At 40.2% G+C, this 23,291-nt stretch carries 23 protein-coding genes and 1 other annotated feature; all 23 genes read right to left on the reverse strand.

Features of this window, described 5'->3' with window-relative positions; all coding sequences use genetic code 11:
• Nucleotides 1–195: 195 nt before the first annotated feature.
• The 23 genes from pyrE to AB1471_RS06175 all read right to left on the reverse strand — a co-directional run bounded on the left by pyrE (nucleotide 196) and on the right by AB1471_RS06175 (nucleotide 23,162).
• A complete protein-coding gene (gene pyrE / locus AB1471_RS06065; protein WP_367778840.1) occupies nucleotides 196–807 on the reverse strand; it encodes an orotate phosphoribosyltransferase in 612 nt (203 codons plus the stop codon).
• Nucleotides 788–1,513: an orotidine-5'-phosphate decarboxylase gene (gene pyrF / locus AB1471_RS06070; RefSeq protein ID WP_367778841.1), complete on the reverse strand. Its 726-nt coding sequence runs from the start codon at nucleotides 1,511–1,513 to the stop codon at nucleotides 788–790. Before pyrF ends, pyrE begins: the two co-directional genes overlap by 20 nt.
• Entirely contained in the window at nucleotides 1,485–2,426 is a 942-nt protein-coding gene (locus AB1471_RS06075; protein ID WP_367778842.1) for a dihydroorotate dehydrogenase, read from the reverse strand. Before AB1471_RS06075 ends, pyrF begins: the two co-directional genes overlap by 29 nt.
• Nucleotides 2,423–3,208 (reverse strand): dihydroorotate dehydrogenase electron transfer subunit, encoded by a 786-nt coding sequence (locus AB1471_RS06080; RefSeq protein WP_367778843.1) that lies wholly within the window; start codon nucleotides 3,206–3,208, stop codon nucleotides 2,423–2,425. Before AB1471_RS06080 ends, AB1471_RS06075 begins: the two co-directional genes overlap by 4 nt.
• Nucleotides 3,205–6,408: a carbamoyl-phosphate synthase large subunit gene (gene carB, locus AB1471_RS06085; RefSeq protein ID WP_367778844.1), complete on the reverse strand. Its 3,204-nt coding sequence runs from the start codon at nucleotides 6,406–6,408 to the stop codon at nucleotides 3,205–3,207. Before carB ends, AB1471_RS06080 begins: the two co-directional genes overlap by 4 nt.
• On the reverse strand, nucleotides 6,401–7,492 hold the full coding sequence (locus tag AB1471_RS06090; RefSeq protein ID WP_367778845.1) for a carbamoyl phosphate synthase small subunit: 1,092 nt from the start codon (nucleotides 7,490–7,492) through the stop codon (nucleotides 6,401–6,403). Before AB1471_RS06090 ends, carB begins: the two co-directional genes overlap by 8 nt.
• Nucleotides 7,492–8,763 carry a dihydroorotase gene (pyrC, locus tag AB1471_RS06095; protein ID WP_367778846.1) on the reverse strand — a complete coding sequence of 424 codons (1,272 nt, stop codon included), beginning with the start codon at nucleotides 8,761–8,763 and terminating at the stop codon, nucleotides 7,492–7,494. The genes AB1471_RS06090 and pyrC overlap by 1 nt, the downstream gene beginning before the upstream one ends.
• Complete coding sequence (locus AB1471_RS06100; protein ID WP_367778847.1) at nucleotides 8,747–9,658, reverse strand: aspartate carbamoyltransferase catalytic subunit; 912 nt, start codon at nucleotides 9,656–9,658, stop codon at nucleotides 8,747–8,749. The genes pyrC and AB1471_RS06100 overlap by 17 nt, the downstream gene beginning before the upstream one ends.
• Before the next feature lie 144 nt (nucleotides 9,659–9,802).
• Nucleotides 9,803–11,110 (reverse strand): uracil permease, encoded by a 1,308-nt coding sequence (uraA, locus tag AB1471_RS06105; protein WP_367778848.1) that lies wholly within the window; start codon nucleotides 11,108–11,110, stop codon nucleotides 9,803–9,805.
• Nucleotides 11,111–11,235: 125 nt separating this feature from the next.
• The gene (gene pyrR / locus AB1471_RS06110; RefSeq protein WP_367778849.1) at nucleotides 11,236–11,775 is read right to left on the reverse strand and encodes a bifunctional pyr operon transcriptional regulator/uracil phosphoribosyltransferase PyrR; all 540 of its coding nucleotides are present in this window, start codon (nucleotides 11,773–11,775) and stop codon (nucleotides 11,236–11,238) included.
• A 159-nt stretch (nucleotides 11,776–11,934) separates the two neighbouring features.
• A complete protein-coding gene (locus AB1471_RS06115) occupies nucleotides 11,935–12,846 on the reverse strand; it encodes an RluA family pseudouridine synthase (protein ID WP_367778850.1) in 912 nt (303 codons plus the stop codon).
• Entirely contained in the window at nucleotides 12,812–13,300 is a 489-nt protein-coding gene (gene lspA, locus AB1471_RS06120) for a signal peptidase II (RefSeq protein WP_367778851.1), read from the reverse strand. Before lspA ends, AB1471_RS06115 begins: the two co-directional genes overlap by 35 nt.
• 145 nt (nucleotides 13,301–13,445) lie before the next feature.
• A complete protein-coding gene (gene ileS, locus AB1471_RS06125; RefSeq protein WP_367778852.1) occupies nucleotides 13,446–16,223 on the reverse strand; it encodes an isoleucine--tRNA ligase in 2,778 nt (925 codons plus the stop codon).
• Nucleotides 16,224–16,278: 55 nt separating this feature from the next.
• Nucleotides 16,279–16,512 (reverse strand) — a binding site (T-box leader).
• A 50-nt stretch (nucleotides 16,513–16,562) separates the two neighbouring features.
• Nucleotides 16,563–17,081, reverse strand: a complete 519-nt coding sequence (locus tag AB1471_RS06130) for a DivIVA domain-containing protein (protein ID WP_367778853.1) — start codon at nucleotides 17,079–17,081, stop codon at nucleotides 16,563–16,565.
• A 120-nt stretch (nucleotides 17,082–17,201) separates the two neighbouring features.
• Nucleotides 17,202–17,978 carry a YlmH family RNA-binding protein gene (locus tag AB1471_RS06135; RefSeq protein WP_367778854.1) on the reverse strand — a complete coding sequence of 259 codons (777 nt, stop codon included), beginning with the start codon at nucleotides 17,976–17,978 and terminating at the stop codon, nucleotides 17,202–17,204.
• 71 nt (nucleotides 17,979–18,049) lie between these two features.
• Nucleotides 18,050–18,313 carry a YggT family protein gene (locus AB1471_RS06140; protein WP_367778855.1) on the reverse strand — a complete coding sequence of 88 codons (264 nt, stop codon included), beginning with the start codon at nucleotides 18,311–18,313 and terminating at the stop codon, nucleotides 18,050–18,052.
• Nucleotides 18,314–18,348: 35 nt separating this feature from the next.
• A complete protein-coding gene (locus AB1471_RS06145) occupies nucleotides 18,349–18,771 on the reverse strand; it encodes a cell division protein SepF (protein ID WP_367778856.1) in 423 nt (140 codons plus the stop codon).
• Nucleotides 18,772–18,787: 16 nt separating this feature from the next.
• Entirely contained in the window at nucleotides 18,788–19,459 is a 672-nt protein-coding gene (locus tag AB1471_RS06150) for a YggS family pyridoxal phosphate-dependent enzyme (RefSeq protein ID WP_367778857.1), read from the reverse strand.
• Between the two features lie 5 nt (nucleotides 19,460–19,464).
• On the reverse strand, nucleotides 19,465–20,274 hold the full coding sequence (pgeF, locus tag AB1471_RS06155; RefSeq protein WP_367778991.1) for a peptidoglycan editing factor PgeF: 810 nt from the start codon (nucleotides 20,272–20,274) through the stop codon (nucleotides 19,465–19,467).
• 72 nt (nucleotides 20,275–20,346) lie between these two features.
• Entirely contained in the window at nucleotides 20,347–20,607 is a 261-nt protein-coding gene (locus AB1471_RS06160; RefSeq protein ID WP_367778858.1) for a YlmC/YmxH family sporulation protein, read from the reverse strand.
• A gap of 63 nt (nucleotides 20,608–20,670) precedes the next feature.
• Nucleotides 20,671–21,447: an RNA polymerase sporulation sigma factor SigG gene (gene sigG / locus AB1471_RS06165; protein ID WP_367778859.1), complete on the reverse strand. Its 777-nt coding sequence runs from the start codon at nucleotides 21,445–21,447 to the stop codon at nucleotides 20,671–20,673.
• 99 nt (nucleotides 21,448–21,546) lie between these two features.
• Complete coding sequence (gene sigE, locus AB1471_RS06170; RefSeq protein ID WP_437342335.1) at nucleotides 21,547–22,272, reverse strand: RNA polymerase sporulation sigma factor SigE; 726 nt, start codon at nucleotides 22,270–22,272, stop codon at nucleotides 21,547–21,549.
• 14 nt (nucleotides 22,273–22,286) lie between these two features.
• Nucleotides 22,287–23,162, reverse strand: a complete 876-nt coding sequence (locus AB1471_RS06175) for a sigma-E processing peptidase SpoIIGA (protein ID WP_367778860.1) — start codon at nucleotides 23,160–23,162, stop codon at nucleotides 22,287–22,289.
• Between the last annotated feature and the right edge of the window lie 129 nt (nucleotides 23,163–23,291).

Consider the following 23,291-nt stretch of genomic DNA (forward strand, 5'->3'; position numbering starts at 1 on the left):
TCAAACGTATATCTGGGTTTCACACAGTAATATAAAGAACCCGAATAAAGGCACTTTTTTAATTTGTGTCCATTATTCGGGTTATAGTTCATTTCCTGATGCGCTTCTTAAAAAGTGAAAACATATTCATTCGCTCCCCACAACAGGGCACCACCGGACCGTAAGCATTTTGTTTTAATTCTACTTATCGTAGTTTCACACCAAACTAGCTTGCCAATCTTTCAACCGAACAAGATCCGACTCTTTCACATAGCCAAGCTCCACAGCTTGAGTGATCAATGTGTTATAGTCCGTTAATGAATGATTAACGATATTTGCTTCTTTCAAAGCTTTTTCTGCTTTTGGCAGTCCGTAAGTAAAGATTGAAGCAATTCCGAGAACTTCACATCCTGCTTCGTGTAATGCTTCAGCAGCTGCTAAACTACTTCCACCTGTTGAGATTAAATCTTCAATGACAACTACTTTTTGTCCTTTTTGAACTGATCCTTCAATTTGATTTCCTTTGCCATGCTTTTTAGCAGATGAACGTACGTAACACATAGGAAGTTCGGTTAAATCACTTACCCAAGCAGCGTGAGGAATTCCTGCAGTAGCTGTTCCTGCAATGACATCAACTTCAGGGTAATTTTCTTTGATTAAAGCTACTAATCCTTGAGCAATTTGTTTGCGAACTTCAGGGTAAGACATCGTTAAACGATTGTCACAATAAATAGGTGATTCGATACCTGATGACCAAATAAATGGCTCTTCTGGTCGTAAGAATACAGCTTTGATTTCAAGTAACTGTTTAGCGATTTGAGATTTCATTGAATGTGTCCTCCCACTCTTTTTGAATAAGTTTATACGTATTTACAGCATCAGCACTTTCTGTTACTGCACGTCCTACAACAATCGCACTAGATCCGAGTTGCTGTGCATTTTTTGGCGTTGCTACTCTCACTTGATCATGCGTCGTGCGATCGTTCAACCTGATTCCTGGTGTGACACGTAAGAAGTCATCACCTAGAGATTCACGAATTTTTTGCGCTTCTAGTGGAGAACATACGACACCGTCTAAGCCTGCATCGCGCGCAAGTGTTGCATAATGGAGTACTGAATCTTCAATTGATAGGGCGATTTTTTGTTCTTGTTGCATCATTTGTTCACATGTCGATGTCAGTTGCGTTACAGCAATAAGCTTAGGACGAGGCGCTCCTAGAGAACCTTGTGTAAGTCCTTCAAGCGCTTCTTCCATCATCCTTTTACCACCCGCTGCATGAACATTGATCATATCAATACCAAGTGACGCTAAACCACGCATCGCTTTTTTGACAGTCGTCGGAATATCATGGAGCTTTAAATCAAGAAAAATTTTATGATTTCCTTGTTTAATTCGTTCAATGACAGCTGGACCATTTTGCAAATAAAGTTCCATCCCAACTTTAACGAATAAGGCTTCTTCAAAGGGTGTTAAAAATTGATCTACCTCTTCTAAAGTTGCAAAATCAAGCGCGATGATGGGCTGCTTCTCCATGTGTCATCCAGCTCCTTCCTCTGAGATCAAGAATGTGATTCACATTCCATTCTTGTAAAATTTGATCAAGATCTTTAATGATCGTAGGGCAAACGTGCGGGTCAACAAAGTTCGCTGTTCCAACTGCTACTGCACTGGCGCCTGCTGAAATAAAATCAAGCGCGTCATAAGCATCTTGCACGCCACCCATGGCAATAATCGGCAAAGATGTTTTTTGACTTACTTCATACACCATACGTAGTGCCACTGGTTTAATGGCAGGACCGGATAATCCACCTGTTTTATTTGCGATGATCGGCATACCTGTTTTACGATCAAGACGCATCCCCACAAGTGTGTTAATCATTGTCAATCCATCTGCACCACCAGCCTCTACAGCGAGTGCCATGTCGACAATACTGCTTACGTTAGGAGAAAGCTTTACATAAACAGGAACGCTCGAAACTTCCTTCACCTTTTGTGTTAATTCTCGTGCAGTATGTGGATCTGTACCAAATGCAATGCCACCATGTTTCACGTTTGGACACGAGATGTTTAGCTCCAATGCTTGGACATTAGGTGCTGTTGAAATTCGTTTAGAAACTTCCACGTAGTCATCAACCGTGGATCCTGCAACGTTTGCAATGATAGGTACATCGTATTTTTCTAGCCAAGGAAGCTCATGCTCCATCACATGATCAAGACCCGGGTTTTGAAGCCCAATGGCATTCAACATTCCTGAAGATGTTTCAGCTACTCGAGGCGTTGGATTGCCAAAGCGTGTTTCTCTTGTCGTTGCTTTTATCATAATGGAACCAAGTTCGTTCAAATTATAAAATTCACTGTATTCTTTCCCAAAGCCAAAACAGCCTGAAGCTGGCATGATTGGATTTTTGAGCGATAAGCCAGGAAGCTCCATTGCTAATCGGTTCATAAGATCACCTCACCACGTTTAAAAACAGGTCCATCACTACACACTTTTTTATACAACAAGCCGGACTCGTCACCGTTTACGTGACATACACACGCAAGACAAGCGCCTATTCCACAGCCCATTCGCTCCTCCATTGAGATGAATCCAGTTGTATGTTCGAACTTTTGCTCTACTGCTCGAAGCATTGGCGTTGGACCGCATGTATAGTAAGCGTCTGACTTAAGTGACAGTTGGTCTACGACATCTGTCACAAAGCCTTTTATGCCATGGGAACCATCAACGGTTGCCACATACGTATCCCCAAGCTCTTCAAATTCTTCTTGATAGAACACGGCACTTTTCTGTTGGAACCCTAAGATGTGCGTTACATTTACTCCTCTTTCTGTTAAGCGTTTTGACAGTTCATATAGAGGAGGCACACCGATGCCTCCTCCAATCAAAAGTGCGGATTGCCCCGCTTCTAATTCGTCTAACGGAAAACCATTACCAAGAGGTCCAAGCACGTTGACTTTAGAACCTTTTGGTAAATTAGAGAGTACTTTTGTTCCAGTTCCACTTCCAGATACACGATACAGCATGGTAAATTGGTTTAGCGATTGATTGATCGAGCAAATGCTAATCGGTCTGCGAAGTAATGGGTCGCTTCCGCTTGTCACTTTTACGTGCACAAATTGACCTGGTGATGTCATTCGATTCGTTAGTGAACCTTCAAGAACAAGTTCAAAAATATCTTCTGCAATCGAACGATGAGACACGATCGTCATATTTTGCTGTTCAATCATAATTGGGTCGTCTCCTTCGCTTGGCCTGCCATTGGATCCATCTCAAAATCCATTGATTCAAACACACGTACCATCGCTTCAGCTGTATCGAGTGATGTTAAACAAGGTATACTGTTTTCGACCGATTCACGACGAATCCTAAAACCGTCACGAGCAGGCTGTTTTCCTTTTGTTAGTGTGTTAATCACAAGCTGTATTTCACCCGCTTGGATCAAATCAAGGAGCGTCTTCTCTCCTTGTCCAATTTTATTTACGACTTCAAAAGGTACTCCGAGTTCATTTAAAGCAGAAGCCGTTCCTTCTGTTGCTAAAATTTTATAGCCTAATGTATGGAATCGTTTAGCAATGCTTGCTGCTTCCGGCTTGTCTTTATCAGCAACCGTTAGAAGGACAGAACCATGATTTTTTATGCTCACCCCAGCAGCAACTAATCCTTTGTAAAGGGCTTTTTCAAATGTTGCATCTCTTCCCATTACTTCACCTGTTGATTTCATTTCAGGTCCAAGCGTAATATCGACACGGCGCAGCTTTGCGAATGAAAAGACCGGAACTTTAACAAAAACGCCTGGCCCTGGTTGAACAAGTCCAGTGCCATATCCTAAAGAAGGCAGGGTAGCTCCCAAAATCGCTTTTGTCGCTAAATTAGCCATTGGCACACCGGTAATTTTACTTAAAAATGGTACGGTTCTACTTGAACGCGGATTCACTTCAAGGACAAAAATTTCTCCTTTTGAAATCACGTACTGAATGTTGATCAACCCTTTAATGTTTAAGCCTCTAGCAAGCCTTTCTGTATACAATGCAAGCTGATCAATATGTTGTTGTGACAATGATTGAGGTGGGTAAACGGCGATCGAGTCGCCTGAGTGAACACCCGCTCGCTCGATGTGTTCCATAATTCCTGGAATCAAGACGTTTTCACCATCACAAATTGCGTCTACCTCTATTTCTTTTCCTGTTAAATAACGGTCAATCAATACGGGGTGATCTGGACTTGCTTTAACCGCACTCGTCATATATTGTTGCAGTTCTTCTGCACGGTAGACGATTTCCATTGCTCGACCACCTAAAACATAGGACGGGCGTACGAGCACTGGGTATTCGATCGAATCAGCAATGACTAGCGCCTGTTCGGTTGACGTTGCTGTCTTCCCTTCTGGTTGTGGAATATCTAGTTCTTGCAATGTTTGTTCAAAGTGGTCACGATTCTCTGCACGGTCTAGATCTTCTAAACTCGTCCCAAGAATGGTCACCCCACGTTCCACTAGCTTGTCTGCTAAGTTGATTGCTGTTTGACCACCAAATTGGACAACGACACCTTCTGGCTTTTCAAGGTCAATAATGTGCATCACATCTTCAATCGTTAGTGGTTCAAAGTAAAGCTTGTCTGAGATCGAAAAATCGGTTGAAACCGTTTCTGGATTGTTGTTTACAATGATGGCTTCATAACCTGCTTCTTTAATGGCCCACACTGAATGGACGGTCGCATAGTCAAATTCTACTCCTTGACCGATACGAATTGGTCCTGAACCTAGCACAACCACTTTTTTGCGGTCACTAACGATTGATTCGTTTTCGTCTTCGTATGTGCCATAAAAGTAAGGTGTGACTGATTCAAATTCCGCAGCGCACGTATCTACCATTTTATAGACAGGGACAATATCGCGTTTGCAACGCCATTCGTACACTTCTTTTTCTGAGCAATTCCATAGTTTTGCGATCGTTTTATCCGAAAACCCTAGTCGTTTCGCTTTTTTTACTACATCGTAGTCACGACTGCTAGCAATTTTTTCTTCGAAACGAATGATATTTTCCATTTTGTGAAGGAAGAAAAGGTCAATTTGACTCCAGTCATGAATTTGTTCAACTGTCGTTCCTCTACGAAGCGCTTCTCCTATATAAAAGAGTCGCTCGTCTCCCGCTTTTCTAATTCTTCTTTCCATCCATTCATCTGAAAATGTGTCAGCATCTTCTAGCTCTAAATGATAAACGTCATTTTCAAGTGATCTCACTGCTTTAAGCAATGATTCTTCAATCGTACGACCAATCGCCATAATTTCTCCAGTCGCTTTCATCTGCGTACCAAGGTTTCTTTTAGCTGACTCAAATTTATCAAATGGCCATCTTGGAATTTTGGTCACAACATAATCTAGTGCAGGTTCAAAACACGCATAAGATGTGCCCGTCACCGGGTTTAGCATTTCATCTAGTGATAATCCAACTGCAATTTTCGCTGCAAGCTTAGCAATCGGATAGCCCGTAGCTTTGGACGCTAGAGCGGATGAACGGCTTACACGTGGGTTTACTTCAATAATGTAATATTGATAGCTATGCGGATCGAGTGCTAGTTGAACGTTACATCCTCCCTCAATCCCTAAAGCACGAATGATTTTAAGTGAACAATTTCTCAGCATTTGATATTCACGGTCACTTAACGTTTGTGATGGTGCAACGACGATGGAATCCCCTGTATGTATACCTACAGGATCAATATTTTCCATATTACACACAACAATCGCATGGTCATTGGCATCACGCATGACTTCATACTCGATTTCTTTAAAGCCTGCTATGCTTTTTTCAAGTAAGCACTGTGTAACTGGGCTATATTTTAATCCTGATGTCACGATTTCTTTTAACTCTTCATCATTGTGGCAAATCCCTCCGCCTGTTCCACCTAGTGTAAAGGCAGGGCGCACGATGACTGGATAACCAATCTTTTCAACGAATGCTTTTGCTTCGTCCAAATTGTGAACGATGTCGCTATCTGGTACTGGTTCGCCAAGTTCGTTCATTAGTGTACGGAACAAATCACGGTCTTCTGCTTGCTGAATCGCTGAAAGCTTTGTCCCAAGGATTTCAACCCCACATTCGTCTAACACGCCAGAGTCAGAAAGTTCTACAGCTAAATTAAGCGCTGTTTGTCCTCCGAGTGTTGGTAGCAAAGCGTCAGGGCGTTCTTTGCGAATGATACGGCTAATGAATTCAACCGTTAATGGCTCCATGTAGACCTTGTCGGCAATTTCCGTATCTGTCATGATCGTTGCAGGATTCGAGTTGACTAAGATCACGCGGTAGCCTTCTTCTCTTAATGCTAGACATGCTTGTGTCCCGGCGTAGTCGAATTCTGCTGCTTGCCCAATGACGATTGGGCCTGATCCAATAACGAGTATTGTCTTGATGTCGATACGTTTAGGCATGTGCAACTTCCTCCTTTAGAAACTGTTCCATCATCGTAATAAATTGATCAAATAAATCGTTCGCATCTTCTGGTCCAGGTGAAGCTTCTGGATGATACTGAACAGTAAACGCTGGAACTTTGTCATGGCGTAATCCTTCAACTGTTCCATCATTTAACGCCACATGCGTAATGTGAAGCGGTGTATTTTCAAGTGAAGCGGGATCAACTGTATAGCCATGGTTTTGAGCAGTGATCGCAACTTTTCCTGTTGTTATTTCTTTTACTGGGTGATTGGAGCCGCGATGTCCAAACTTTAATTTAAACGTGTCCGCACCACATGCGAGTGCGAATAATTGGTGACCCAAGCAGATGCCGAAAACAGGTACTTTACCAAGTAGTTCTCTCACCATATCGATCGCTTCAGATACATCTTTTGGATCTCCAGGTCCGTTCGACAGCATTACACCATCTGGATGTAGTGCTAAAATACTGCTTACAGTTGTATTGTAGGGTACGACAACTACATCACAATCTCGTTGGTTTAATTCTCGCAATATCCCGTGTTTCATCCCAAAATCAACTAATACCACACGCTTTCCACGACCTGGACTTGGATACGGTGTAGGTGTTGACACTTGTTGAACTTGATCTGTTGAAAGCACTACATGTTGAAGTGACTCAACCACTTCATTTACCTCTGCATCCATACTTGTCAATCTTCCTTTAAGCGTACCGTGCTGGCGAATCATTCGTGTTAGCTTTCTTGTATCAATTCCCGAAAGTCCTGGGATATTTTTTTCTTTTAATAGTTCATCAATCGTTAATTCGCTACGAAAATTCGATGGCATGTCTGAAGCTTCACGAACAATCAATGCTTTGATCGAAGGTTGAATCGATTCAAAATCATCACGATTGATCCCATAATTTCCGATCAAAGGATACGTCAATGTCACCATCTGTCCGCAATACGATGGATCAGATAAAATCTCTTGGTAACCTGTCATTCCTGTATTGAATACAACTTCTCCAACTGTTTCGATATCGCTACCAAAGCCCTCACCAATAAATACTGTGCCGTCTTCTAAAATTAACTGTCGCTTCATTACGCTTCCTCCTTCCAAACAACTTCTCCATCAACGATTGTAAGGACTGGCCAGCCAATCGTTTTTAAGCCTGTAAAAGGTGTATTCTTTCCTTTAGATAAAAATTCTTTTGAATCAATCTCTTTTTCAACCTCTAAATCTAGTAAGACGAGATCCGCCGCTTCACCAATATTCACCGTGCCTGATTGAAGACCAAATGTTGAAGCTGGTTTGATTGTTAACCAGTCGATGAGTTGGTCCATCGTCCAACGCTCTGTTTTGACAAAACGTGTATATAAAAGTGTGAACGCTGTTTCAAGTCCGACGATGCCAAATGGTGCAAGCTTCATTCCTTCTGATTTTTCTTCTACTGAATGAGGTGCGTGGTCTGTTGCAATAAAATCAATCGTGCCATCTTCTAATCCTTCAAGTAATGCTTTTTGATCTTCTATTGCACGAAGTGGCGGGTTCATTTTATACATAGCATTGTCTTCTGTTATGTCGTTTTCATTTAATAAAAGGTGATGTGGTGTGACTTCTGCTGTTACATGAATTCCTGCTTTTTTTGCATCTCTGATCACGCGTACAGATTCTTTAGTCGATACATGGCATACATGATAATGACAGCCAGCTGCTTCAGCCAACAACACGTCACGTGCGATTTGAACTGATTCACAAATAGATGGGATACCTGGTAGATCTAGTTCAACAGATTTTAATCCTTCATGCATACATCCACCGTGGATTAGCGTATTTTCTTCACAATGAGCGACAATCGCTTTATTTAAACGCGCTGCTTGTTGCATAGCTTTTAGCATCATATCAGCACTCTGCACGCCAACACCGTCATCGGTAAAAGCAAATACACCAAGATCAGCTAATGCTTCCATATTAACAAGGTTGTCGCCTAATTGACGCTCTGTAATCGAAGCATATGGTAACACTCGCACACTTGACGTTTTGTCGATTCGATCTAGCAGGTTTCTTACATTTTGGGGTGTATCAGGAACAGGTCTTGTGTTTGGCATTGCTGCGATGGTCGTATATCCACCTCTAGCTGCGGCTTGTGAACCTGTTTCGATTGTTTCTTTATGCTCTCCGCCAGGTTCTCTCAAATGAACGTGTACATCTACAAAGCCGGGAGCTAAATACTTGCCGTCTGCCTCGATAATTTGCTCTCCTTGTTCTACAAGCTCATCACTAATTTCTGAGATTTTACCATTTTGTATCCTTACATCAACTCGTTCACTGCTATCTACTTTTACCGTTGCATTTTTAATTAACAAATTCATGTTTTTTTGCCTCCCTTTTTTGTAAAACAAACTGTAGCATTGCCATTCGTACATACACGCCATTTTCCATTTGCTTAAATATTCGTGAGCGTTCACATTCGACCAGTTCATCTGCAATTTCTACCCCTCTATTTACTGGAGCAGGGTGCATAATAATGCTGTGAGCTTTCATTTTCTTTTCTCGTTCTGATGTTAAACCATATAAATGGTGGTACTCTTGCTTTGAAAACGTCATGCCTGACGCATGACGTTCATGTTGTACACGAAGCATCATCAGTACGTCGCTTGTTTCGACTGCTTTATCAAAATCGATGTGATGGCCAATTTGTTGCAAATCTTGATCCATCCATTCTTTCGGTCCAGCGAATTGAACTGTGGCTCCTAATCGTTTGAGTGCCATTGCATTGGATCGTGCCACACGACTATGTTGGATGTCACCAACAACCGTGACTGTCAACCCATTAAACGATTGATACTCTTGATAAATCGTCAATAGATCAAGTAAGCATTGCGACGGATGATGCCCCATTCCGTCTCCTCCATTGATAATCGAGAGTTTAACATGTCCATCCAGCTGATCGAAGTAGCGGTCTTCACCATGTCTAATCACCACTACATCAACGCCAATTGCTTCGAGTGTTTTAACCGTGTCATACAAAGTCTCGCCTTTTTGAATCGACGCCGTTTGTGCGTCAAAGGAGATTATATTCATCCCAAATTTTCGTTCGGCCATTTCAAAACTACTTTTCGTTCGTGTACTATTTTCAAAAAATAAATTCGCAGTGTAGTATGGTTTAATTAGTTGTTGTTGCTGTTGCAATCTGTAACCCTCGGCCGTGTGTAACAAGTCGAACATGTCGTCATTTGTTAAGTCATTCATCGTTAAAATATGCATCCAACATTCCTCCCTATAAAAAAACACCTTTTGAGATGTCTCAAAAGGTGTGCAAAAGCAGACTGCTTATTAAGCAGCTTACAAATCCCTTTGAGAGTCTCACTGGACTTCAATTAAAAGGTTAATTTATGCAAGTTATACTTGTTAATCAAAAAGGCCTTCTTCTTCTTTTTTACGACCAGGTAAAATCAAGTTTAAAAAGATCCCGGTGATCGAAGCAAGTGCCATACCAGGGAGTGTTAACGTTTCGGAAAACTCCACGAATGCTCCGCCAACTCCGATGATCATAATGACTGATGCAATGATCAAATTTCGCTTATATGAAAAATCAACTTTTGCCTCGATCAACATTCGCAAACCACTTGATGCGATAATTCCAAAAAGTAAGATGGATACGCCACCCATAACAGCCGTTGGAATCGTACTAATCAACGCTGAAATTTTTCCTACAAAACCGAATGTTATAGCAAGTACAGCAGCCCCTCCTATGACGAACACACTGTAAACACGTGTAATTGCAAGAACCCCAATATTTTCTCCATACGTCGTATTCGGTGGGCCTCCAAGAAATGACGCAATGATTGTTGCTACACCATCCCCTAAGATCGAACGATGTAGACCTGGTTTTTCTAAAAAGTTACGACCGACTACTTTACTAACTACCATTTGATGACCGGTATGTTCAGAAAGCGTTACAACAGCGATCGGTACCATAATAGCAAGTGCTGATAGCGAAAATGAAGGTGTGTAGTTTACAAATGGAATGATAAACTCAGGCATTGCAAACCATTTTGCATCGAGTACAGGCTGAAAATCAACAAGTCCAGCAATCACACCCGCAATATAGCCGCCTGTTATTCCGATTAAAATTGGAATAACACCAAAGAATTTCCTAAAATAAATGGATCCGAGTACTGTAATGGCTAAAGTAATCAAAGCGACTGCAATATGTCTTCCACTATATATAAAATCTTGTGGATTTTGGGCTAGTGGATTTTCGTACATCGCCATGTTAACGGCTGTTCCTGCAAGACCTAAACCAATCACGATGATCACTGGCCCAACAACAACTGGAGGTAAGACGCGCATGAGCCAACCTATTCCAAATTTATAAATCAAAAGCGAAACCAAACCGTATGCTAGCCCAGCAAAGAATGCGCCGAACATCGCTGCTTGTGGTCCACCAATTTCTGTGGCCGCAATAATCGGGGCGATAAACGCAAATGATGACCCAAGGTATGCGGGAATTTGCCCTTTTGTAATAAGTAAGTAAGCAAGTGTACCAAGACCACTCGAGATGAGTGCAACACCTGGGCTTAAGTCAACGAGCATGGGTACGAGTACTGTCGCACCAAACATTGCGAATAAATGTTGTAAGCTTAGTGTTATCCATTGATTGGCTTTGGGAACATCTTGTACATCTAGTAAGGGACGTTGTGTTTCAACTGACATGTCCATGACCTCCTAGTAAAAAAAAACTCTTTATCCATGAGAACACAGACAAAGAGGATACACAGAAGGTTATTACCAACTGCGAACTCCTTGTCAGCCTCTCTGGACTGATTTAAAGGATATATTTATTTAAAAATAGATACTTGATCTTGATCGTCGACTTCGACAAGCTCGACTTTTATTTGCTCATCACTTGATGTTGGAATGTTTTTCCCAATAAAGTCAGCTCTAATTGGGAGTTCGCGATGCCCTCGGTCAATGAGAACAGCGAGTTGAATTCTTTCTGGTCTACCTTGGTCCATAATCGCGTCCATTGCCGCACGTACGGTTCTTCCCGTATATAACACGTCATCAATCACAATGACTTTACGACCATCAATCGTTGAAGCAAGGTCAACATCATTCACAACTGGTTCTCCACTTTCATGCTTTGCTTTTAAATCATCACGATACATTGTAATGTCTAGTTCACCAACAGAAACCTTCTCGCCTTCAATTGCTTCTATTCGTTCTTTTAGACGCTGTGCTAAGTAAATGCCTCTCGTTTTAATACCAACGAGCACGCACTCTTCTACTCCCTTATTGCGCTCAAGGATCTCGTGAGCGATTCGTGTTAGCGCACGCTTCATCATTTGTTCATCCATCACTGTCGTATTTTGAGACATGACTCAAATCCCTCCTAAAAAACCCTCCAAGTCAAGGGACAAGGAGGGTTTTGGCACATGAAAAAATCATGTGTTATTGTCCTTCCCAGTCTCTCTGGACTGATTTAAAGGGTCCGAATCATTAAGTTGTTTTCATTGTAAGGGCAACCTCGAATTTTGTCAACGGTCGTTACGAAGTTGAGTAATTAATTCCTCAAAGTACACTGGCAACGGTGCAGAGTATTCCATATATTCTTCGGTTCTAGGATGAACAAAACCTAGTACCTCTGCATGGAGTGCTTGTCCATTTAAATCCATTGTCTTTCTTGGTCCGTATTTAGGATCACCAACAAGTGGGAAACCAATGTATTTCATATGAACGCGAATTTGATGCGTTCTACCTGTTTCAAGCTCACATTCAACAAGCGAAAAATCTTTATAACGATCAAGCACTCGGAAATGCGTTACTGCATGTTTTCCATTGTTGACGACAGCCATGCTTTGACGGTCTTTTTGATCACGACCAATAGGCGCTTCTATGGTGCCATATTCGTGTGGTATTAACCCATGAACGATGGCTTTGTATTTACGCGTGACAGATTTATCAACGAGTTGTTGCACTAGTTTTTCATGCGCACGATCATTTTTCGCAACCATTAAAAGACCTGACGTATCTTTGTCAATACGGTGAACAATACCTGGGCGCAATACACCATTGATTCCAGAAAGATCTTTACAATGAGCCATCAAACCATTAACAAGCGTTCCTGTTAAATGACCTGGAGCTGGATGAACGACCATCCCTTTTGGTTTATTGACAACAAGGACGTCCTCATCTTCATAATAAACGTCCAAGTTCATTTCTTCCGCTACAACATCAAGTGGTTCTGGATCTGGAATAGTAATAACGATTTCATCTGCCATCGCACTTTTATAGTTAGGTTTCGTTGACTTACCATTGACTGTTACATGTCCTTCTTTAATCCATTGTTGGACTTGTGAACGTGACCAGTCTTCTTGAAGATTTGATAGGACCATATCAAGGCGTTTGCCTTTGTCATTTTCCTGTATTGTATGTTGAATGCTTTCCATTCTTATTCCTCTTTTCCTGCACTTCTTCCAGTATCATTTGAATCAACAGTAGAACTACACCAATAGTTAAAGCAGCATCTGCAATATTAAAAATAAAATTAAAGAAGGTGAACTGAATAAAATCGACCACTTCTTGACGATACACTCGATCAATAAAGTTTCCGAATGCTCCACCTAGTATGACCATTAAACTGACACTAAATAACGCGTTCCCTTTCGCATAACGATGAAAGTAATAAAGGATGCCAATAATGACAGCAACTGTGACAATGTAAAACAGCCACATTTGTCCTTCTAATATCCCCAAAGCCGCTCCAGTGTTACGGTGAGAAGTAATATAAAAGAAATCTTCTACAACGCTTATTGATTCTCCAAGCTCCATATTACGCACCACAAACAACTTTGTGATCTGATCAAAAATGATGATTAGGAGTGCCATTAAATAATAAATCACAGGTTTACCTCCAATAGGAAGGATACGTTCCGTTTTACTTATCGTATTGTAGCATATTTTTAGCTAACAGGTACATTGTAAAAAAGCCTGGCAGCTATTTTATACAGCCAGGCTTTCAACTATTTTATTTTGTGAAATGTGTCAATTATTCTGCAGTTAAATGAGCATAGTGCTCTTTTACAACTGAAGCACATCTTGGGCAGAGGGTTGGATGAATGTCATCTTTGCCGATATCTGTTGTCACAATCCAACAACGTTCACACGTTTCTCCGTCCGCTTTTGTTACGACAACTGTGTGACCATTAAATTTCAATCCCTCTTCAGGTGCCTCTCGCAACGAACCAATTACTTCAAAATCAGAAACGATAAACAGTTGCTTTAAATCTTCTTTAATGGATGACAAAAGACTGGTCGTTGATTCATCTGCATAAAGCGTTACTTTTGCAGCTAGAGACTTACCGATCAGCTTACTGTTACGCGCTTCTTCAAGTGCTTTTAAAACATCGTCACGCAATGCTAAGAATGCATTCCATTTAGATAGAAGCTCTTCTTCATTTGCGTATACTGTTGGCTCAGGCATGTCAGTCAATTGCACACTTTCTTCCTCAACACCAGGTATAAAGCTCCATACTTCATCTGCTGTATGCGGCAAGATTGGTGCAGTCAATTTCACTAATGCTGTTAATGTTTCATACATCACGGTTTGCATCGCACGGCGGTCTGCATGGTTTTCTGCCTCGATATAAAGAATATCTTTCGCAAAATCCAAATAGAACGAGCTTAAGTCGAGCGTACAGAAATTGTTAATCGTATGATAAATTGTCGCAAACTCATAATGATCGAAAGATTTTTTAGCTGTTTTAATCACCTGATTTAAACGCACCATCATAAATTGATCGACTTCACGAAGATCGTCAAATGACACAGCATCTTTTTTCGGATCAAAGTCAGCAAGGTTAGCCAGTAGAAAACGAAGCGTATTACGAATTTTACGATAAACTTCGGCTACTTGTTTAAGAATTGGATCAGATACACGAACATCCGCTTGATAATCAACAGATGCTACCCAAAGACGAAGAATATCTGCTCCAAGTTGGTTCATTACTTTTGATGGAACCATGACGTTCCCTAGCGATTTACTCATTTTACGACCATTTCCATCTAGTGCAAAACCATGGCTTAGGACACCTTTATAAGGCGCTTTACCTGTGACAGCAACAGCTGTTGTAAGTGACGAATTAAACCAACCACGGAATTGGTCAGAGCCTTCCAAATAAAGATCTGCTGGACGTTGAAGGTCTTCTCTCGCTTCAAGAACCGATTGATGAGAAGATCCGCTATCAAACCAAACGTCCATAATATCTTGTTCTTTCGTAAATTTACCGTTCGGGCTTCCTTCATGTGAAAAACCTTCTGGCAATAATTCTTCCGCTTCTTTTTCAAACCAAATATTTGAACCATGCTCACCGAACAAGTTAGATACATGGTTAATTGTTTCTTCTGTTATAATCGGCTCTCCATTTTCGGCATAAAATACTGGGATTGGAACGCCCCATGCGCGTTGACGTGAAATACACCAGTCACCTCGGTCACGAACCATGTTGAACAAACGTGTCTCTCCCCAAGCAGGTGCCCATTTAGTATCGTTAATCGCTTGCATTAACTCATCGCGGAATTTATCAATGGACGCAAACCACTGAGCTGTTGCACGGAAAATGATCGGTTTTTTCGTACGCCAATCGTGCGGATAACTATGTGTGAAGAATTCAAGCTTTAATAGAGCTCCGACTTCTTCTAGTTTTTCTGTAATCGGTTTGTTCGCAGCATCATAAAATAGCCCTTCAAATCCTGGGGCTTCATCTGTAAATACACCACGGTCATTCACTGGAGAAAGTACGTCCAAGCCATATTTATGCCCTACTTGGAAATCATCTTCACCATGTCCTGGTGCAGTGTGCACGCAACCGGTTCCCGCTTCAGTTGTTACGTGTTCGCCTAAAACAACAGGTGATTCACGATCATACAATGGATGCTTAGTTTTGACATGTTCAAGTTCTGAACCTTTGACTGTTTTAACAACAGTCGGCGAACTCCACTCTACTGTTTCTGTTACTTTTTGAAGCAATTCTTCTGCCACAACATAGCGTTGACCGCTTTCTTCAACTACTACGTAATCTAGCTCTGGATGAAGAGCAATTGCCAAGTTTGCAGGAATCGTCCAAGGGGTTGTTGTCCAAATAATAAATTTCGTGCCCTGCTCAATCACACCTTTACCATTTGTTACATCAAACGATACATAGATCGATGCAGAACGCTTATCTTGATATTCAATTTCTGCTTCAGCAAGTGCTGATTCACTTGAAGGAGACCAATAAACTGGCTTTTTCCCTTTATAAATGAATCCTTTTTTCGCCATTTCACCAAACACACGAATTTGTTGTGCTTCGTATTTCGGCTCAAGTGTAATGTACGGGTTATCCCAATCACCACGAACCCCAATACGTTTAAATTGTTCACGTTGACTATCTAGCTGGCCATATGCATATTCAGCGCAACGTTCACGAAATTCCGCAACAGTCATTTCTTTACGTTTAACACCCTTATTCGTTAGTGCCTGTTCGATTGGTAAACCATGCGTATCCCATCCTGGAACGTAAGGTGCTTGGAACCCACTCATCGATTTGAAACGAACAATAAAATCTTTAAGTACTTTATTTAATGCGTGTCCAATATGAATGTCTCCATTTGCATATGGAGGACCATCGTGTAACACGAAAAGAGGACGACCTTCTGTACGTTTTTGAACTTGTTCATAAATGTTCATTTCTGCCCATTTTTGTTGCATTTCTGGCTCGCGATTCGGTAAATTACCACGCATCGGAAAAGCTGTTTTTGGCATGCGCAATGTATCTTTGTACTCCATACTATTCCTCCTCAGTCTACTATATTTAAAAATTAAAAAACTCCCCCATCCCTAAAAAAGGGACGAGAGAGCATTGCTTCACGCGGTACCACCCTTATAGAACATAAACCACGTTTTTGTTCCACTCAAGTAGCCTGTAACGGTTGCTATCCGCTGTTGCCTACTGAAATGTTCGACAACAGAACTCAAGGATGATTTTCTTCAATAGATCAGCATCGGGCTTACACCGTCCCCGATTCGCTTCAAAGGCAGATTTCCTATTGAATACTGTTCCTATCTCTGTTAGTGACAATTATGATTCTTTATGACATTATATTTGACAAACGATGTGTCCGTCAACTAGTAGTGCTCTGCTCCTTCTGGTTGCAAGCTTTTTAAATCAGTTGTATCGAACTCATGTTCCATTAGATCTTCCCAATCTCCACTTATAATTAAATCTAATTGTGCTTCGATCAACATTTTAAATCTTGTGCGAAATACTTTAGATTGTTTTTTAAGATCTTCAATTTCAATTGCAATTTTACGCGCTTTTGACAGGGATTCATTGACAATGCGATCAGCGTTTTTCTCCGCTTCTTTGACAATAAGTTTTGATTCCTTTACTGCATTTCGTCGAACTTCTTCTGCAGCTTCTTGGGCAACGACGATCGACTTATTTAGCGTTTCTTCAATATCAGCAAAGTGACCAAGACGCTCGCTATTGTTACTCAGCTTTTCTTCAAGTTCTTTTTTTTCTCGTATGAGGATCTCATAATCTTTAATAATTTGATCTAAGAATTCATTTACCTCGTCTTCATCGTACCCTCTGAATCCACGGGTAAATTCTTTATTATGTATGTCTAATGGTGATAGTGGCATACTGGCACCTCCAACCTTTCATAAAATACTCAATCTCTATTATACTGTTGATTCGTCCATTTGTGGGGAAACTCTTGCAATTCATGTAGGTTTTTTTCATAATTGGTCAATTTGTAGTGTCTACATACCTAAAAAATCTACATTTAAACGCCATTTATCTTTCTTCGTTTTTCCTTCAATTTCACCGATGCGCAATCTTCCTGAGCCCCTTACAGACAGAATATCTCCTTGCGCGCATTCAAATGATGTTTGTTCTTCAGAATGAAAGTTAACTTTCACTCTTCCTGCCTTGATCAAGAGTTGTGCTTTTTGACGAGACATCGATAATGCCCCTGCTACAACGACATCTAATCGCAAGGAGCTTAGTGTGATAAAACGTGAGGTCCACTTTGCTTTCGGTGGTAAATAGTCGGTCCACTTTCTTTCTTTTATCGAAACAGTCGCTTTGCCAATTTGGGTAAAGTTCATCAATATAAATGATGTCAGTTCTTTGGCAACTACAACCTGAAGTTTAGTTTCTGAAAATAAAATATCACCAAATTTTTCTCTCTTCACACCAAGCCCCATTAATGATCCAAGTACATGTTTATGTTCAACTTGAACAAATTTATATGGATAAACAATCTCAAGCAGTTGAAGGTCAAAATCGTCAATTGTTGGTGTGAAGTAGGATGGATAAATGAGTGCTCGTTTACGTTCAGAATTATCGCCTCCTTCAAACGCAACAAGAACTTCACCCGTAGAACCTACAATGGATTCAATGATATACATTTGCCGCGGATCACAAAAATCAATTAACTTTGGTGCATACATCGCTTCTACATCCATTTTCCAACCTAGAACTTGATCAATAAATTCTCGTTCTTCTTTTCGAAAGTGTTGATAAATAGATGACATGAATCATCCCTCCTTCAACAAAAATGCCCTTACCCTTTTTAAAGGATAAAGGCGGTTATTGGATTATTTTTTTATACAAGCATTTTCATGAGCTCTACCAAACCAGCTCGTGCTAAATTTAAGGTAATAATCGCTACGAGTGGAGAAATGTCGATCATTCCAAGCGGAGGAATGATTTTTCTAAATGGCTCCAAATAGGGTTCACATAGTCTTGAAAGTGTTTGACCGAAGCTACTTTCCCGCGCATTTGGAAACCACGACATTAAAATATAAATAATCAGTGCATAGCTATACAGCACTAAAGCTGTTTCAATCACACCTAAAACAGTTAACATATTGTGTAATACCACCTAACTATAAGATTCTTGAACTACTTTTCTTTAATGGCATCAGTAATGTTGCCACTTACTTCAATGCTATCAGGTGTACAAAGAAATATATCGGTCCCAACTCGTTGAATATCTCCACCAATTGCATAGACCGTCCCGCTCAAGAAATCAACTACTCTCTTTGCTTGATCTTTGTCTATGCGTTGGAGGTTCACAACAACACCTCGATGACTTTTAAGATGGTCGGCAACGTCCTGTGCTTCAGCATACATTTTTGGCTCAAGTAAAATCATTTTGGAAGACTTTTGGATACTTTGCAAGCTTACAACATTTTGTTTCTGCTGTGTAGTTGGTTTTTTTGAACGAACTGCATCCGGTTCGTCTCTCGATTCTTCAACATACTCTTCAACATATTCTTCATCATCTAAGAAAAAGATTTTCTTAAATTTCGATTTCATTTCCATGGCTTGTGTCCCTCCTTTATTCGCCTACTAATGCAGATCCGATTCTGACAAATGTAGCGCCCTCTTCAATGGCAATTTCATAATCATTTGACATCCCCATAGAAAGCTCAGTACAAGGTGCATGAAGAAAGCCATGCTTATGTATTTCATTTCTTAAATGAGCCAGGTCCCGAAAGCATTGTCGCAAAACAACTTCATCACTCGTGTTAGGAGCCATGGTCATTAAGCCTACCACATTTATTTTATCATAGTTCGACACCTGTTCGATAAAATTAAAGACTTTTTGGGGAGACAACCCGTGTTTTTGTTCCTCATCAGACACATTTACTTGAACAAAACAATTCACTTTCTTTTGCGCACGCTTATTAATTTCTTTTGCCAGGGATAGCCTGTCCAATGAATGGAGGTAATCAATGTGGTCAATTACGTCTTTGACTTTTCTTGATTGAAGCGTACCAATAAAATGCCACTTCGCTTCACCAATAATGTTTTTTTGTTTTTCAATAAGTCCTTCATAACGATTTTCACCTAGGTGAACTAGACCGACATCTACCCCTTCTTGCGCACGCTCATTGGTCACATATTTAGTAACAGCTACAACATTTACCTCTTGTGTTTTGCGGTTTGTACGCTCACATACATTTCTTATATTGTTGTATACCTTGTCCCATTTTTCGGATACTTTCATGCCGATCACTCCTTCCACCCAATCACAGCAACCATTCTTCCTGTCACACCTTGATCCCTTCGATGCGAAAAAAATAGCTGTTCTTCACATGATGTACAGTATGAAGAGGTGATAATTTGTTTTTCATTCAGGCCTGCTTGAAGAAGCAATTGATAATTGACCATTTTCAAATCTAGACGATATTGTCCTTCCTCTAATTTATGATAAACGTTTGGAACTTCCTTGATCAAGCTGTCATTTACTTTATTGATCACATAATCATCCACTAGATAGCAGCACGGACCAATAGATGGTCCGATCGCTACTTGAAGATTGGTTGAATCAACGCCCGCGTTTTCAGCTACACGTATCATAGAACCAGCAATATCTTTAACGGTCCCCTTCCATCCTGCATGCGCTACTCCCGCGAAGTTTGATACGGGATCCATATAATAGATTGGGACACAATCTGCATAGCATAAGCTTAAAAAAACATTTTTTTCAGTCGTCCAAAGACCATCCGTTTTAGCTAGAGCATCTTCATAATGGGTTGATCCTTTTCCGACATCATCTGATGTGACATATTTAATCGTGTCACCATGTACTTGATCAGCCATCACCCATTTTGTTATAGGTGCATCACAATCAGTGCCTAGTAAGGTCCTATTCGTAACTACATCAGCACGATGATCGTTTACGTGTAAACCGCAATTCAATGATTGATAGGGCCCCATGCTTACGCCACCATTTTTAGTTGAAAAAGATGCAACTAAAGAAGGAAAATCAGCCTTCCATTTTTCAACATGTAAAAATGATTCAGCGTTTGATTGTATCATTGCCACTGGTTTGCCCACCTCACACCTTTTTTTAAAAGTGTACCATATTATCTTATAAAACGTAAAAAAAGGTTAAGTTGGTTCATTTGGAGATTCATGAAGGATTTGTCCACGCACAAGAATAACATCATTACCTATTTTAACTAAATCTTTCCACGGGATGGTGACCTCCCCCCCTCGACTAAACCACCCTTTCCAATTCCCGTTTTCTTGAATAATGATGGATTCGATTATACCCGTTTTAAGATTAATATCAATGTTGGCGATAGGTCCAAGTTTTTTTCCATCCGTAACGGAAACGACATCTTTTTGCTGTAATTCTGATATTCTCATGTTAACCCCTCCTTGTTACATCTATTTTATGCAACAAAAAGAGAGGAGAACACTTATCTCCTCTCAATGAACATATCTATTCATTTGTTTGATTGCTCCTTTTTCAAGTCTTGACACTTGCGCTTGCGAAATACCGATTTCATCAGCCACTTCCATTTGTGTTTTACCAAAAAAGAAACGGTTTTGAATGATCATTTTTTCACGGTCATTTAAATGGTGCAATCCTTCTTTGATCGATAACTCCTCCACCCATTGTTCATCGTTTGTCCGATCATCGCTCACTTGGTCAAGTACATAGATGGGATCCCCACCGTCTTGGTAGATCGGTTCAAATAGTGAAACAGGATCTTGTATCGCATCAAGTGCAAACAAGATGTCTTCTTTAGGCAAATCGACCCGCGCAGCAATTTCTTCTATCGTCGGCTCTTTTGATGTTTCGCTAATCAATTGTTCTTTTGCTTGAAGTGATTTATAGGCGATATCACGCAACGAACGAGAAACACGAATGGGATTATTGTCACGTAAATACCTACGAATTTCTCCGATAATCATTGGAACTGCATACGTTGAAAATCGGACATTTTGACCTAAATCAAAATTGTCTATGGATTTTAATAATCCGATACACCCTACTTGAAAAAGATCATCAGGGTTTTCATTTCGATGCGAGAATCGTTGAATCACACTTAACACAAGTCGCAAATTTCCATATACCAAAACTTCTCTCGATTCTTCATTACCATTTTGTAAATCCGTAAAAATTTTTCTCATTTCTTCGTTTTTATAAATAGGTAAAGTTGAGGTATCGACTCCACAAATTACAACTTTATTGCGTGCCATCTTTTTTCCTCCAGTCGGAAGTATGGGTTCTCGATAAGTATCTCCGCTGGAAGAAAAAATATTCTATTTATCCACTGGATGAAATTGGATCTTTTTTCTCTAAACCATTTTATTTACTTCTTTCTGAAGACGTCTTATAATTCTTTTTTCCAATCTAGAAATGTATGATTGCGAAATGCCCATTAAATCTGCAACATCCTTTTGTGTATGCTCCTGTTGACCATTCAACCCAAAGCGGCATTCGATAATAAATGTTTCTCGCTCATCTAAAATACATAAGGCTTGTTTTAACAAAACACGATCCATTCGTGATTCAATATCTTTTACAATCAAATCATTTTCAGTTCCCAATACATCTGATAAAAGAAGTTCATTTCCGTCCCAATCCGTATTCAAAGGTTCATCAAATGATACTTCAGATCTTAATTTATTTGTTCGTCTTAAGTACATTAAAATTTCATTTTCAATACAACGAGAGGCATAAGTTGCAAGTTTAATTTTCTTTTCCAAGTCAAATGTATTGATCGCTTTGATCAACCCAATCGTTCCAATACTAATTAAATCCTCAATGTTAATTCCCGTGTTTTCAAACTTTCTTGCAATATACACAACTAGTCGTAAATTTCGTTCAATCAATATGGATCGGGCTTCTTCATCTCCTTTTGAAAGTCTTAAAAGGACTACTGCTTCTTCTTCCCGATCGAGCGGTGACGGTAGGGCTTCGCTTCCTCCAATATAGAAAATATCTTTTACACGTACCCCTAATTTATTCGATGCTTGAAGAAACCACATTTGGACAATTCGTTTCGCTTGTAGCAATAGCATATTTTCTTCACTCCCTAATTTTGATGACAAGGCAATAATTGCAGTGGATGAAGTAAACAATTACAGTTTTTTTCGAATGCAAGTGATTCTTGTGTAAAGACAACAGGTACATTCTTTAAAGAATATTTTTTTCCATTAAGCGAACACGTAACATCATCACATAAAATACCGATTAACATTTTGTTTGACACATGAACCGATCGTGAGGGGATCATTCTAACTCTCTTTTGCCAATTAACCGGCCAGTTTGAAATTTCATTACCGTGGAGAGATTCATAAACACGTTGTGGTAATAGCTCATTAGCCACATTTAACGTAGCGAAAATAACGGGCGATTTAGAAAAAGGATCCGTAACGTGATTTCCACTATCCAGGTAACCGAAGCCATGCCATGCCTGTCCATTTACTTTAATTTCAACTTCATACGAAAACGTTTCTTCAAGGTGTTTCATCTGCAATGATTCGACCACTCTTGAGCAACATACAATTGCACCCATTAAAACAATTGAAAGAATACCAAGCATACCTAATGGATGATTAACATAATTATCTAAAGGTGATTCCACCAGAAAGCGTTGGACAACATAGAGTAAACCTCCAATTAAGGATGTGCATGCCCAAAAAACAAAACAAGAACGAAACAACCGAGCCAGTCCAGTAACAGAGAATGAAATCATAACGATACAAACACTTAAAAGAAAGGTGACACTTGTTTCAACAAGGGGGGGTAACACAGCTACAATCATCCCTACTTGAACGAAGGTACTTAAAGTTGTCGCAAGCAAAAAACGTTTCCACCTAGGTGGTTGGTGAAGAATTCTCCCAGTAACCCACAACACACAACAATCAATCCAAGAGTTTAACGCCCACAGCGCCTCAACATGAAGCATCGTGCGGTGTCCCCCCTTTCTTTGTAAGAAAGTATATCGAACGAAAAAAGAGAAAGTTGTCAAAATACATACGTGAAATGAATAAACTTTTCTTTCTAATCCCACAATTTTTTGTGGGAGCCAGACACA

This window comes from Jeotgalibacillus marinus (genome assembly GCF_040801915.1).
GTDB classification, from domain to species: Bacteria; Bacillota; Bacilli; order Bacillales; family Jeotgalibacillaceae; genus Jeotgalibacillus; species Jeotgalibacillus marinus.